Annotated in this window: 12 protein-coding genes; 8 read left to right on the plus strand and 4 right to left on the minus strand. The window is 69.7% G+C overall.

Going from position 1 to position 14,119, the window contains the following annotated elements; all coding sequences use genetic code 11:
• Window positions 1-228, plus strand: a 228-nt coding sequence (locus ACFWX1_RS20130; RefSeq protein ID WP_378389374.1) for a hypothetical protein, incomplete at its 5' end; no start/stop codon positions are given.
• Window positions 229-417: 189 nt separating this feature from the next.
• Window positions 418-657 carry a PxKF domain-containing protein gene (locus tag ACFWX1_RS20135; protein ID WP_378389518.1) on the plus strand — a complete coding sequence of 80 codons (240 nt, stop codon included), beginning with the start codon at window positions 418-420 and terminating at the stop codon, window positions 655-657.
• A 26-nt stretch (window positions 658-683) separates the two neighbouring features.
• On the opposite strand, the gene ACFWX1_RS20140 is transcribed toward ACFWX1_RS20135, so the two are convergent.
• Complete coding sequence (locus tag ACFWX1_RS20140; RefSeq protein WP_378389376.1) at window positions 684-875, minus strand: hypothetical protein; 192 nt, start codon at window positions 873-875, stop codon at window positions 684-686.
• A 331-nt stretch (window positions 876-1,206) separates the two neighbouring features.
• Window positions 1,207-1,455: a hypothetical protein gene (locus ACFWX1_RS20145; RefSeq protein WP_378389378.1), complete on the minus strand. Its 249-nt coding sequence runs from the start codon at window positions 1,453-1,455 to the stop codon at window positions 1,207-1,209.
• A gap of 279 nt (window positions 1,456-1,734) precedes the next feature.
• On the opposite strand from ACFWX1_RS20145, the gene ACFWX1_RS20150 reads away from it, so the two are divergent.
• The 4 genes from ACFWX1_RS20150 to ACFWX1_RS20165 all read left to right on the plus strand — a co-directional run bounded on the left by ACFWX1_RS20150 (window position 1,735) and on the right by ACFWX1_RS20165 (window position 7,521).
• Entirely contained in the window at window positions 1,735-3,234 is a 1,500-nt protein-coding gene (locus ACFWX1_RS20150) for a tyrosine-type recombinase/integrase (RefSeq protein WP_378389380.1), read from the plus strand.
• Between the two features lie 245 nt (window positions 3,235-3,479).
• Complete coding sequence (locus ACFWX1_RS20155; RefSeq protein ID WP_378389382.1) at window positions 3,480-5,051, plus strand: hypothetical protein; 1,572 nt, start codon at window positions 3,480-3,482, stop codon at window positions 5,049-5,051.
• Window positions 5,048-7,132: a hypothetical protein gene (locus ACFWX1_RS20160; RefSeq protein ID WP_378389384.1), complete on the plus strand. Its 2,085-nt coding sequence runs from the start codon at window positions 5,048-5,050 to the stop codon at window positions 7,130-7,132. The genes ACFWX1_RS20155 and ACFWX1_RS20160 overlap by 4 nt, the downstream gene beginning before the upstream one ends.
• The gene (locus ACFWX1_RS20165) at window positions 7,129-7,521 is read left to right on the plus strand and encodes a hypothetical protein (protein ID WP_378389386.1); all 393 of its coding nucleotides are present in this window, start codon (window positions 7,129-7,131) and stop codon (window positions 7,519-7,521) included. The genes ACFWX1_RS20160 and ACFWX1_RS20165 overlap by 4 nt, the downstream gene beginning before the upstream one ends.
• 16 nt (window positions 7,522-7,537) lie before the next feature.
• Here ACFWX1_RS20165 and ACFWX1_RS20170 read toward each other — a convergent pair whose 3' ends face one another.
• Window positions 7,538-7,732, minus strand: coding sequence for a hypothetical protein (locus ACFWX1_RS20170; protein ID WP_378389388.1), 195 nt, complete (start codon window positions 7,730-7,732; stop codon window positions 7,538-7,540).
• A 548-nt stretch (window positions 7,733-8,280) separates the two neighbouring features.
• Between ACFWX1_RS20170 and ACFWX1_RS20175 the strand changes: the two genes are divergently transcribed.
• Both ACFWX1_RS20175 and ACFWX1_RS20180 read left to right on the plus strand, forming a co-directional pair.
• Window positions 8,281-8,586, plus strand: coding sequence for a hypothetical protein (locus tag ACFWX1_RS20175; RefSeq protein WP_378389390.1), 306 nt, complete (start codon window positions 8,281-8,283; stop codon window positions 8,584-8,586).
• 553 nt (window positions 8,587-9,139) lie between these two features.
• Window positions 9,140-11,968, plus strand: a complete 2,829-nt coding sequence (locus tag ACFWX1_RS20180; protein WP_378389392.1) for an ATP-binding protein — start codon at window positions 9,140-9,142, stop codon at window positions 11,966-11,968.
• A 308-nt stretch (window positions 11,969-12,276) separates the two neighbouring features.
• On the opposite strand, the gene mpaP is transcribed toward ACFWX1_RS20180, so the two are convergent.
• Window positions 12,277-13,938, minus strand: coding sequence for a daptide biosynthesis intramembrane metalloprotease (gene mpaP, locus ACFWX1_RS20185; RefSeq protein WP_378389394.1), 1,662 nt, complete (start codon window positions 13,936-13,938; stop codon window positions 12,277-12,279).
• Window positions 13,939-14,119 lie beyond the last annotated feature (181 nt).

Consider the following 14,119-nt stretch of genomic DNA (forward strand, 5'->3'; position numbering starts at 1 on the left):
TGGAACAACGGCCAGACCTCGCGCATCGCCTTCAACGAAGCCGAAGTCACCGTCGTCGACGGAGTGCAGCAGTACACCGGCACCGGCACCGTCACGTCCGGTGAATTCACCGGCGACACCGCCGTTTTCACCTGGGCCTACCTGGTACCCAGCCCCCTGGACTGCCTCGCTCCCGGCGGCCTGACCAGCCAGGATGGCACGGTCGTCGGCAACATCACCGGCCTGTGAGGCTGGTCCACCGCGACACCCGCACGCCGAACACCGCCCGGAACCCACTCCGGCGTCCAGACTCGGACACGCTGCTGCCCGCGCGGCCTCATCGACGGCTGGAATCCCGGGCGATGTCGGATTCCGGGATCGGGCAGGAGGGCTGTCCGCGCCTGCGCCCTCGTCCACAACGCCAACCGTGACCTTGACATCGGTTCGCGGGCGGCGGCGCAGTCGGGCCGAGGCTGCCTCGGCGCGGTAGCAGCTCGTGCGGGTGTTGCCCACTGGAGCCCGCACGAGCCGCGTCCAGGCACCACTGCCGCGTCCGGTGATGGTGATGTTGTAGCAGACCTTTGGACCACCGACTCCGCGTGGGCGAACACCTGCCGCACCCTGACCGTCACCCTCACCGACGGCACCGCCCACACCGCCAACTTCCAACTCCACTAACCCACCCACACCGCTCCGCCCACACCTCAGATCGACTCACCAGGACCCCGCGGGATCGGCACGGCCGCCCAATACCCCAGCAGCCCACCGACCCCGCGCGGGTCCACCTCACCCTCCACAAAGGAACCGCTCATGACCCCCGCCGGCGGCTGGCCACCCTCACCGCCGTCATCACCCTCACCGCCAGCGCGCTCCTGGCCGCCGTGCCCGCCGCCCATGCGGCCAGCTCCACCACCTGCACCGGCACCAGACCCACGTGGCACACCCGAAGCAAAGCGGAAGACGAAGGGGCCTGGCGGTGCGACCAGCCACAGCCGCCCTCGGCCGCGAGGAAGGTCACGATGCGGTTGAACCACAGACACTCTCACCCGATGCCACTGGAAAGCCGCCCCCACGACAACTCGCGTTGACACACGTCAAGTACGGCTGTTCGTCACACCCAGATCGGGCGATCCCACCTCGGCCCGTGCGACGTTTCAGACCGCGGCCGGGAGTGGCCGCTCGGCAGGTTGCCGCGGCGACCACGTGACGGGGCGAAGTCGTTCGCACCTACATCTGGTCGAGCGGGATGGGTTCCCAGGTTTCCTTTCCACGGCGGAGGGTGGCGGCGGTGATGATGGGGAACTTCTGTTTCTCGGGGTCGCGGGGTGGTTGCCAGGTTCCGTCCGGGCGTCGCACGCGCACGGTTTCTCCGTCGGCCAGGATGACGTAGCGCCAGCCGTTGCTGGCGCGGCCGGTGACCGCGTAGGCGGTGGCGCCGGTGAGGTCGGGAACGTCCTCGTTCTGCTCGTCGGGCATCCGCTCTCCCTCTGCTCGATGGTCACCTCAACACCGGTGTCCCGGCTGGCCCGGGAGGCCGTGAACGCGGCGGACGTCGCCGTGTGTTGCCCGCTGCGACCATGCCACAACGGTGTGACAGTTGGCTTGACAACGTCTCACACACGGGTCATTGTTCGCTCATACGTTCACCTCGAACAGAGTAACGCCGTCTTCCCCGCGGTGCTGTGTGTAGCGCGTGGAGGAGTGTGTGGCGTTCGACTTGTGCATAGTCGGTCACTGACCGCACTATCCCTCTTGATGATCATGAATAGGTGGCGGGTCGCGGTCACCCCCGCCGAGGTGCCCGGCCTGGTAGACGTCCGCCCGGGCTGGGTGAGCGACTGGTCGTCGTGGCTTCGCACCGCCGAAGTCGCGCCGGGGATGCCGTTCCTGGTGTCGCCGCGATTCGAGTACGACGTGCGGTTGAACGGGTTCTTCCGGAGCCCGCGGATGTGGTCGTCGTCGCCACGGACGCAGGTGGGGTACGCGCGGGATCTGGCTGCGTTCCTGACCTTCGTGTGGACCGCTCGGGGTGTGACTCGGTGGGACGCGGTGTCCGATAAGGACCATCTGGCATACCTGTACTGGCGCCGTCATGACCCGGACGGGCCGCTCGTTGCCGCGGCGACCTGGAACCGCGAGCTGACCGGGGTGAACCAGTTCTTCCGGTGGGCGGTGTGGGCCGGGCACGTGCCGACCAATCCCATCCCGCAGCAGGCACGTCGTGCGGCACCCGTGACGGCTGGTTGGGCGGGCCGGTCCACGTTGGACGAACAGCGCCCCGCCACCGTGGCTCGTGACACGTCCGCGGCGCGGGTGCAGTGGCTACCGGCGGCCTCGTATCGGCGGTGGCGGGATGTGGGCGTGCGCGGGTTCACCGCGCACGGGCTGCCGGAGCCCGGGTTTCGGGGGCGCTGGGCGGGACGGAACGCGGTGTTCTGCGACCTGATGATCCGCACGGGTCTGCGGTTGAGCGAGCAGGCCGCGTTGACCATCGTGGAGGTTCCGCGTGAGCGGGACGGCGCGGCGTATCAGCCGTTCTGGTTGCCGGAGGCGATCGCCAAGGGCGGCTCCGCGCGCACCGTGTACGTCCCGGGCTCCGTCGTGAGCGACCTGGTGGCGTACCGGGACTGCGATCGCGTCGAGGTCATCGAGCGCGCTCGCGCGGAGGGACGCTACGCACGCATCCGCCGCCCCTTGGTGGTCGAGGATCCCTACTGCCGTACGCCGCGGGCGACGGCGGTTGGCGGGCAGCGGGTGAAGGTGGCGAGCCTGACCGGTGAGCAGCGGCTCCGGCTGCTGGTGGAGACCGAGGAAGGGCTGGAGCCGGCGGCCTGGTGGCTGGGTGAGCATGGGTTGCCGTTGTCGGTCGCGAGGTGGAAGAAGATGTTCGAGGAGGCGAACGACCGCTGCCGGGCCGTGTCGGTCGCGCTCGCGGTGCACCCGCACATGCTGCGGCACTCCTTCGCGGTGATCACGCTCGAACAGCTGCAGCGGGGTCATCTAGCGGCGCTGGGAGGCTTGTCCGACGAGCAGCGGGGACACTACGTGCGAGTGTTCGGTGATCCGCTGGACTGGGTGCGGCGGTTGCTCGGGCATCGTTCGGTCGTGTCCACCCAGATCTACCTGCACACCCTTGCTGAGTTGGAGGCTCAGACGCGTCGGGCGTTGGTGCCCGACGATTGGACGGCTCCGCCCGCCCTCGCCGACGTCAACGCGGTCGGGAGCGCGCAGGCGATCGGCGGGGGCGCTGGGTGAGCGGGCGCGGAAGCACGTACCCGGGCCGGCCCGCGCCGATGCCCCCAGGCTCCTATCCCGCACTGGAACCAGTCACGGGCGACGGTCGTGATCTGGTGGTGCGGTTCGTCGGGAATGACGGCCGCCGCGCCGCGTGGCGCGTCGGGGCGCTGCCGTTGCCGGGCTGGCATGAAGCTTTGGCCGTGGCGTTCGGTGCACGGTGCGGCCCGACCGGCGGTCTGCGCACGCGGGAGTCAGCTCGAGGTGTGTGGGCGAAGCTGCAGCGGTTCGTGCGGTTCCTGGCCACGCGTCCTTCCCCGCCGGAGACACCCTCGGCCCTGACGGCGGCTCATGTGCAGGCTTACCGGCGCGACCGACTGCGCACCGCGGCGGCCCGCACTGCCGGTCCCGAGCTCGCCGAGTTGAGGCGTCTGACGCGGCTGTTTCCCCGGCACAGCCGGATTTCGGATAGTGCGGCGGAGGTGCTGGCCCAGCGTGTCCTCGGGGCGGCGCACGTGAGCCGGTCCGGCTATTCCGACGCCGAACTCGCGCGCCTGATCACCGCCGCCCGCGCCGACGTGGCCGCGATCGAGCGGCGGCTGACGGCTGGCGAGCGCCTGGTGAACGCGTGGCGTTCTGCGCCGGACTCGTTGACCGCTACCGAAGGGGTGCTGGGCGCACAGCTGGCCGGGATCGATGAGACCGCGGTCGTGCCCACCGCGACCGACGGGGTGCCGGTGCGTCAGGCGCAGCGCCAGGAGCTCGCGGCCCAGCTGTTCGTGACCCGCGCGGACCTGGTGCCGTTGCTGGTGCTGATGGTGGCGGTCTCCGGACGCAACGGGGAAACGGTGAAAGAACTACCCACCGCCCACCGGATCGTCGGTGACCGGGCGGTGGAACTGCAGGTGACCAAGCGGCGTCGCGGTGCACGCGGCTGGCACGACACGGTCACCTGGGAAATCGGGCCACCGCATCGGCGCTTGCATTCCCCCGGCGGGCTGTATCTGCTGCTGCATCGGCTGATGCGCCGTTCCCGCGCGGTCACCGGCGCGTCCAGCGTGTGGTCGGTCTGGCGCAACGCCGCCAGGTCCGCCGACCGCGGGCGACCCGCTGAGCATCGGGACCCGTTCGCCCGCTCTCTGAACCAGCCGTTGGGTACCGCGGCGTGGGCGGCCCGGCACGATCTGCGGGCCGACGTGGGTACCGACCAGGAGGCGAGGGCACGGTTGTCGGTGAGCCTGCCGCGGCTGCGCACCAGTGTCGAAGTCCGCCGCACCCGGGCCGTCGGCGGGCACCTGCCCTCGGCGGCGCGCTCGAACACCATCCCGGTGCTGTTCGCCAACTACCTGCGCGGCGACGCCACCACGCGGGACTGGGCCGAGACCGTGCTCAGCGACGCGGTCGCCGACGCCGAGGCCGCCGCGCTCACCGCGCACCAGACCGCCCTGCATGCCGGCGGAGTGGTGTCGTTGACGGTGAACCAGCCTGGCACGTCCGCGGTCGACCAGAATGCGTGGTCCGGGTGCCGCGACCCGCAGCACCGACCGACCACCGGCCGCGCCTGCCAGCCACTGTCCTTTCTGGACTGCTTTCACTGCGGCAACTGCGTGATCACCGAAGCCCACCTGCCCGCACTGGCAGGACTCATGACCGCCTTCAGTCGCCGGCGAAGCGAACTGTCCGAGCAGGACTGGTGGTCCCGCTACGGTCCCGCGTGGGCGGCGATCCAGCACGAGGTCTACCCCAAGTTCACCCCCGCCCAGCTGGAGCACGCTCGTCAGGCCGCCCCGCCCGACGCGCTGCTGGATCTGGTGGAAGCCCCGTGGGAGCGGCCGTGACCGAACCGCTGATCGACCCCGTCTCCGCACTCGACGAGCGTTTAGTCCTGGCCGATCGGCCCTTGCGCGACGGCGTGCACGTGGCCGGAACCTCCCGATTCGGCGACCCGTCGTGGGACCTGTCCCCAGCCGTGCTGCAACACCACACCGGCGCCGTCGTCGTGCACTTCGACCGTGTCCCACCGCGCTACCGGTCGCTCGTCAAACAACTCTGCTACGCCTTGCTGTCCGCTCCGCCGCCGCCCGGCGAGAAGCGCCAATCGATCGCCACCGTCCCGCAGATCGTCCAGGGCGTCACCCGGTTCCTGACCTGGCTACTCACCGACTCCGCCTCACACCGCGGCACGCCAGGGCCTGCGATCGCCACGCTCGCCGCGAGTGACCTGGTCGCCTACGACCAGCACCTCGCGACACGCGACATCACCGCGGCCGTGCGCAGCCGATACCGGCTGGCCGTCGGGATGCTATGGCGCTACCGCACCCACCTCGACGACGGCCTCACCGTCGACCCCCGCTACATCGCCGCCTGGGGCAAGAAACCCGTCACCCGTATTGAGAACAGCACCGACCGGATCCCCGAACCCGTGCTCGGGCCGCTGCTGGCCTGGGCTCTGCGGTTCGTCGACGAGTTCGCCCCCGACATTCTCGCGGCCCTGCGAGCCCGCGAGGAATACCAGCACCGACTCGACCTTGCCGAGGGCGCCGGGATCGACATCGATCAGGTCAGCGACCGGCTCGCGGACTACCTCGGCGACCTCCTTGCGCGCCGCGAACCGGTGCCCGGTTTCAACGGGCGGCCGAACACCCGCTTCATCTCCGCGCAGGTCCGCTGTGCCCCATACCGGTTTCGGGCCACCCCCGCCCTGGTGCAACAGCTCACCGCCGCGATCGAGCAGGTCGGGATCACCGAACACACCTGGCTCACCCGCAAGATCACCGGGAAACTCGACGACCGTCCCTGGCTCGAGGGCATTGCCGTTCTCCATCCGACGCAGTCCGTCGACGTCCTCGCACGACATCTGCAGACCGCGTGCCACATCGTGGTCGCGTTCTTGTCCGGAATGCGCGACAGCGAACTCAAGCACATCCGCCGCGGCAGCGTCACTGCGCGGCGCGACACCACCGGAGCCGTCTACCGGTGGGTGCTGACCAGCCTCGTGTTCAAAGGCCAGCCCGACCCCGCCGGGACGACCGCGACCTGGATTATCGGTGCCCCAGCCGCCCGGGCCGTCGCGGTTCTTGAGCAACTCCAGCCACCCCAACAGGATCTGCTGCTCGCGCCACTGTCCCATCAGGGCGCCAAGGCACGCTCGGCCGTGGTCACGACCAGCACCTCCAACGTGCGGTTCAACGCCTTCGTCGACTGGATCAACGACTACTGCGCCTCCCGCAACCGCGACGACGACGTGCCACTGGTCAATGGGGTTCGCTTTGTGCTGTCCAGCAGGCAGTTCCGGCGCACACTGGCATGGTTTATCGCCCGCCGCCCCGGCGGTACCATCGCCGGGGCCATCCAGTACAAGCACCACGGTATCCAGATGTTCGAGGGCTACGCCGGAACCTCCCGCTCCGGCTTCCGCGCCGAAGTCGAAAGCGAGCAAGCCCTTCTCCGCGGCGAACAACTCCTGCAGATGGCCACCGACCACGAACACCGTCACCTCACCGGCCCCGCCGCCGACGAAGCCACGCGACGTCTCCAGCAGTTCGGCACCGACGCGCGGTACGCCGGAATGATCCTCGCTGATCCCACCCGGGTGCGGCGTTACCTGCACCGCCACGAACCCAATGTCTACCCCGGCACCTACAGCACCTGCGTCTTCACCCCAGGGAAAGCGCTCTGCCAGCCGCAGTACGGGAAGCAGGGAACGCTGCTCCCCGTGCTGAGCCGGTGCCGACCGCTGGACTGCGGCAACGTCGCACTCACCGACACCAACGTCGCGGCCCTCACCTACGAGCTCGACCGCATCGACCAGCAACTCAACCGTCGACCGGCTCTGCCGCCACTCCCGCACCAGCAACTCCGGCAACGACGCAACGCCATCCGCCGCCTGCTCGGCCAACACACCATGGAGACGTCGTGAGCCAACGCATCGGCCTGCCGACCGTGGCGGAGGTCCACGCGACCCTTGACGCTATGCGCGCTCACAGCGGGCGCGTCTCCGTCCTCGCGCTCGCCCAGGCCCTCGGTCTGGCCAACACGACCTTCCGCCGCAACTACCCCACAGTCGTAGCCGCCCTCGCCACGCGGCGCGATCACAACCTGGCCGATGCGGCAACGGCTCCGACTGGCCCCGGGCCAGAAGCAGGTTCCCACGCGGACTCGCTCACCCTGCTCCGGCGCGACAACCAGGAGCTACGCGCACAACTGGACCTTGCTTGCGCGCAGATCCAGCGGCTCAGCCTCGACAACGACGCTCTGCGTCGACAACTCGAGGCAGCGCAACACATTCCCCGAATCAGAGGCCGGTAGGCGAACACCGGGCAAGTCAGTTATTGCCGGCATCGGCGTCGGCTGGTTCCCTGTCCCACAACGGTGTGGCGAACCAGGTTCGTACCTGTTCCCGGTGACCGACGTCCGAGCTGATCGTGTCGTCGGCCAGCCCGGCCGACGCGCGGGCGATCACGAACCCGGCCAGCACGTCGGTCTCGAACTCCGCGACCTCCTCTGGGCTGGCCGGCACCCGCCACCCGCGCAGGGTCCCGCACCACCGCCAGATTCACCCGCCCGGCCCTGGCTGCAGCTTGATCGGCGCATTCTCGACCTGTTCGAGATCGGTTCACGATCGCTGACGTGGAGTCAGCACGACAGATGATCACCCAAAGGAGTGTGAACGCCCTGGTCCTGGGCGGATCGGACCCACGTGGTCCAGACGAGGAACCTCGAAACCCACGGGTTATCCCTGACTCGACAGCGGGTGTATCGGCCACTGTCCGCTTTCGCTGACAATCGGTCACCGCCACGGGGGATATTGACCACGAAAGAGTAGCGCGATCCGCACGTCCAGGTTGTGACACCTTAAGCAGATTGCTTGCCCGACAAGCAAGCGGGCGACATGTGACATCTTTCGCGGTATAAGCCTGGCGATTATACAAGGAACGCGGTTATCTGATCAGTGGTCGACGGCGAGGGTCGAGACGGAGGACAACCCAGTATATATGACCTCGCCCCAGTCGATCACCTGCATGCGTGTCGAAGGCCGATTCTAGGGAGCGATCTCTAATGCGAAGCGTGGCAACAATGTTGAGCGCAATAATTGTGGCGGTAGTCGCGGTGTTCGGCTTGTCCGGAACTGCCACCGCCGCACCGCACCACCGCTCGGACGTTCCGATCTTCACGACGAAGACCTGCGAGGCGAAACACGGCAGGGCGATCGGCGACATCTGCTACCGTCCTTTGCTCTTCATCCCCGAGGACGTGAGCGAAGCGATTTGTAAAGACAAGAAAGGCAAGGTGCTCGCCATGCCCAGCTTGCCCGGGGTAAAGTTCTGCGTGAACGGTTCATTCCCGCTGAAGTGGGGACCCGGCGCCGAGTGATTGGGTAAGTTCGCGGGCTGGCCGCGGCGCACTCCAGCGTCCAGACGACCAGTTGACGGCACGTCGTAGACGGTGGGGTGGGGTCACGGGCCTGTCGACCCCACCCCACCGTCGCTCGCCTGCTGGTGACGTTGGCGTGGAGCGGACAGGAATTCGGCTTTACCTGTCAGAGTGGCGAACCTGGAGCTGGTGTTGCCCGACCGTCAGGGAGCCGGTGAGGTGGCGCCAGCCGGTGATGCCGAGTTTGTGTGGGCCGCGGACAACGGGGAACATGACCGTGAAGCATGGACGGGTATTTCCGCGCGGTGAATGAGCTGGTCGTGCGTCTCATCCTGCCGCTGAATGATCCGTCCCGGTCACGAACTCAGCCCACCGCCGCCATGCCCGGCGACGTCTAACCGTGTCGAGGTGCTACTCGTTCGTGGGACGACGGTCATGTCGGCGGCGCATTAGGCTGTGGGAGCGTGCGATCAGGTGAGAGCCGACGCAGCCAGGGTGGCGGGTCATCAGGGTCGCGTACGTAAGTGCCGCCGGTTTCTCAAGGGAGCGCGCCGTGGTGGTGGAAAGCGGGTCCGCGGACGGGCGTGGCCAGGAGATCGCCGAGCTCACCGAACTCCTCGCCGAGACCCAAGCGGGACATTCCGCGGTGGCGGTGCTGGACGGGGAGTCCGGAATCGGCAAATCCCATCTGCTGCGCGCGGTGATCGCCGACGCCGAGCGCGCCGGGGTCGTCGTCGGTTTCGGGCATGGCGAGCCGCTGGAGGACGAGTGTCCTTTCGCGGTCGTCCACCAGGTGTTCACCGGTCTGTTGGAGGACCAGCCCGACCACGAGCAGTTGGTCTCCGGGGCGGGCCGGATGGCGACCACGATCATCGATGGTGTCGCCGCGGAGATGCGGGGCGAGCCCCAGGTGGCCGGAGGTGCGCTGCACGCCTTGCACGGAGTGCTGCTCCGGCTCGCCGAACGCGGCCCCGTGATGCTGGTCGTGGACGACGCGCACCTCGCCGACACGCCGTCGCTGCGTTACCTGGCCTACGCCGCACGACGGCTCACCAGCGAGCCGGTGCTGGTGGTGCTCGCGGTGACCACCGGCGAACCCGTCGTGGCCGAAGCGTGCATGGCCGACCTGGCCAGGCACGCCCGCCGGATCCACCTCGAGGGCCTCGCGAGCCGCGTGACCGCCGAACTGGTGCGGCAGGCGCTGGGCGGTCAGGTCGAGAACACCGTGACCGCCGCCTGTCACCGAGCCACCGGTGGTAACCCGTTCCTGCTCGCCGAATTGCTCGCCGCGGTACGCCGCAGGCAACGCCGCGCACCAGGACCGCTGACCACCGCCGAGGTCGCGGGGATCGGCGGCACCACGGTCGCCGAATCCCTCCGACGACGCCTGCGCCCCTTCCCCGACGCGGCAGCCGTGGCCACGGCGGTGGCGATCCTCGGCCAGGACGCCACACTCGACCTCGCCGCCGCGATGACCGGACTCGATCGTGCCGTGGTCGTCGATCAATGGGACCGGTTGGTGCGGATGAAGGTGCTGCGCGACGCCTGGCCGCCCGCCTTCACCCACTCGCTGGTGCGCAACGCGGTCCTGTCCGCGCTCCCCGCCGGAACCCGCGTGATCCGGCACGCCGACGCCGCGGCGATCCTGCACGAGACCGGCGCACCGGCGAGCCGGGTGGCCACGCACCTGTTGCAGGCCGGTCCGCCGGAGCCCGACTGGGCGGTGCCGACCCTGCGACAGGCGGCGGACCAGGCGCTGGCCACCGGTGCCCCCGAGACCGCTGCGACCTACCTGCGTCACGCCGCCACCGCCCCGATGGCTCCCGGCCAGCGCGCCGAGCTACTCCGCGAACTCGGCGAAGCGCACCTCGCGCACGACCTCGAAGCCGGGGTGGCCTGCCTGCGGGACGCGCTGGAGGCTGCGACGACCCCCGTTCAGACGGCGCGGGCGGCGTTGAGCTTGGCACCCGCGCTCATTTCACTGAATCACCATGACGAAGCTCGTGCCATCACCGAGACCGCACTGGCGACGCTCGATCCCGATGACACGGACATGCGGTGGCGACTGACCCACGCCCGGTTCACGGCGACCTGGCTGCCCGCCACCACCACCGAACACGCCGAAGAGTGGGAGCGGCGGCTGACCACGCTGGTCCCTGCCGACCCCACCCTGCAGGCCGCCCGAGCGGGGTTCATCGCGCTCCACCAATCCCGGCGCGGTCACGAGCGCGACGACTCGGTCGCCGCCGCCACGGCCACGCTCACCCACCCCGGCCGACACCAGCGAGCCGCCGATCAGTGGGGGCTGTACCCCCTGATCAACGCCGACGAACTCGGCGTCGTCCAACGCTACTGCCGCAGCATGGAGACGGTCGTGCTCGACGGCGGCCTGGTCCGCACCGCGGGGATGATCATGATGTTCCGGGGCACCGCCGCCCGCGTCGCCGGAGACCTCGCCGACGCTGAAGTCGCGTTGCGCACCGCGCTGGGCCTGTTCGCCGACTGGTGCCCCGGCGACACCGACTACGACGCCATGCACTGTCGCGGCCAACTGCTCGCGGTACTGGTGGACTCCGGCCAGTACGACCAGGCACACGAGCTGCTCACGTCCCATGGCCTGCTCGGCACCTGCCCGCACCTGTTGCACTACCACTGGATCCTGCTGGCACGCGGACGGCTGCGCCTGGCCACAGGCGAGATCGACCAGGGGCTGGCCGACCTGAACGACTGCGGGCGCCGCGCCCGGCTGTGGGACATCCGCAACCCGGTCATCCTCCCCTGGCGCTACCACGCCGCACTCGCCCACTCCACGGCCGGGGACCGCGACACCGCACGTGAGCTGGCCGAGGAGGACCTCGACGCCGCCCGTCGATGGGGGACCGCGCGCGCCATCGGCAGCGCCCTGCACGCACTGGGCTGCGCCATCGGCGACCGCGCGGAAGCCGCCGCGACACTGACCCAGGCGGTGAACACCCTGCACGCCTCGCCCGCCCGCTACCTCACGGCGACGGCGTTGCTGGATCTGGCGATCGTGCGCCGCGGTCAGGGCGACCGCGACGAGACCACCCACCACCTCCACGCCGCGGCCGCGCTTGCCGAAGCCTGCGGTGCCACCGCCCTGACCACGCGCATCAACGAGGAACTCCGCGCCACCGGCGCCCGCCCACTCGTGCCCGCACAAGCCCGCCGTACTTCTCTGACTACCCAGGAACAGCGCACCGCCGAACTGGCCGCCGACGGCCGCACGAACAAACAGATCGCCGCGCACCTGCACGTCAGCCTCCGGTGCGTCGAGATGCACCTGTCCTCGGTCTACCGCAAACTGGGCATCACCGGACGCCGGCAACTGCGCACCTCACTCCCGTCGGCTACGCGCACCTAATTGGCGGCCGGTCGTCGTCAGAAACGACTGGTGCCGACGCGACGGTGAGCCCGTCGAACTCGCACTGCTGTGCTCCGGTGCCGAGCACACCCAGTTCTGCTCGGCGGGCACGAACCGTGCATTGCCGAGGGAACCACCGGTGGCCCGCGATCACCAGCGGGCGACCCCTGGCCTGGTCAACTGTGGCGTCCATTCGGGCGAGAGAAGCTCGGGATCCCCTTTGTTGGCTACCCAACAATTTTCGGACAACGCTTCTGGCCAGACGCTTGCGGCGCCGGGGGCCGAGTTCGACGTCTGATCGGCCCGGTTCATCCGGCGATCCTCCGCAGGGCGGGGCTGAGGTAGTGGTCGACAAGCCAGGCGGCCAGCGGTGTGGACCCGGTGGTGATCACCGCGGTGCCGTGATCGGCCGGGGCGTGGTCGATACCGCGGAGCCGGTAGAGGGTCACCGGCACCGGGGTGGTCATATCCGCGGCCGGCACGAAGGCCGACATCGGCACCTGAGCGTGGCCGGCGGGCGCGTCGGCGAGCGTGGCCGATCCGTTCCGGCCTCCGGTGAGCAGTCCGCCGCCGGAATGCAATGTCACGGGCGCTCCGGCCGGCAGCGCGGGCGCTGTGCCGGCGGGCACGACGGCGGTGATCCCGCCGGGAGTGGTGATGTAGGCGGTGCTGAGTTGGGTCGGCAGGTGCACGAACGCCAGCACGGCGCCGGCCGCGGCGGTCAGCAGCAGGGTGACCGCCACGACCCGGGTGCGGGCCGCGCCGGAGGCACGCGCCGAGCGGATCATCCGGCCGGCAGCCATTCCCAGGCGTAGCACCAGGAAAGCAACCAACCCGAGTGCAAGCAACGCGCCCACGAGACCGAACATCGGCAGCAGGCTCGCCCACACCAGCGCGGCGCGTCCCAGCAGGACAAGCGGGAACACGATGCAGCACACGCCGAAGGCAACGGCCCAGCCACGACGGCGCAACATCGGGGGGCGGGTCCCGCCGAACAGGTGCCGCGAGAACGCCGACCGCGCGTCGGCGGTGGCTTTGTCGCGCAGGTGCGGGATATCGAGGTGGCTCATCAGGGCGAGGTAGCCGTCGAGTTTGACGAACGGGATGAGGTTGAACACGCTGCGGCCCATGGCGAACGCGACGTAGAGCAGCACGACCTGCCCGGCTGTCGTCTGCCCCAGTGCGAGGCTGATCAGAGCAGCCGTACCGGCGAAGATCGCTTCGGCGGCGTTGCCGGCCAGCGCGACCGCGACCCGCTGCCGCTTGCGGGGCAGCCGCCACGCGTCGGTGACGTCACAGAAGAACGCGGGCACCAGGTAGAACAACATCACACCCATGCGGCGGGGACTGCCACCATGGGCGACGAGCACCGCGGCGTGCCCGAACTCGTGGACCGCGGTGCCCGCCAAGGCGAGCCCCAAGACCATGGCGACTGTGGGCAGCGGCAGCGGCTCGCCGAGCACCCGGCCCAGATCACCACGTCGTGAGAGCAGGACGGCGAGCGCGGTCGACGCGCCGAGGAGCGCGGCGCAGATGCCGCCCCGGCCGGCCAGCTGGACGAGGAATGGCCGCAGCCGTCGCAGCATCCGGCTGGGGTCGAACAGAGTCAACTGCACCGTCAGGGGACGCACGAAGCCGATCCGACGCGGGCGGGTGCGGCGGCGGGTGCCGTCCTCCAGCCAGCCCCGCTCCGCGAAGGCCTCCAGCGCGGTGGCCACCGTGCTAACGGACCATCCCGGTCCCATCTGCACGGTCAGCTGCTCCACCGTTCGTGTGCCGTCGAGCGCCCGCAGCAGCCGGGCGGCATCGCCGCTGACGCGGGCGTAGCGATCGTGGCCTCGTTGCACCGTCCAATGCCCTTGTGCGGATACCGGCGGGTGCACGATTACGTCGGCGGCGAGTTCGGGACGCCCCGTGCCGTCCCCGGACGTGGTTTGTGCGCGGGCGGGGGCTTCGAGCGTGGTCGGCATGGGGATCTTTCTCCTGATTCGGTTTTCGGGTGCCGAGGATCGCGTCGGCCGGTGCACGGCCGATCTGCGTGGTGGGGGGGGGGGGGGGGCCCCCCGGGGGGGGGGGGGGGCGGCCCCCCCCCCCCCCCCCCCCCACCCAGCCCGGGATTTAGTGGAGATGTGGGGGGACGCGCCCGCCCGC

The sequence above is a fragment of the Amycolatopsis sp. NPDC059021 genome (assembly GCF_042739895.1).
In the GTDB taxonomy this organism is placed as follows: Bacteria; Actinomycetota; Actinomycetes; order Mycobacteriales; family Pseudonocardiaceae; genus Amycolatopsis.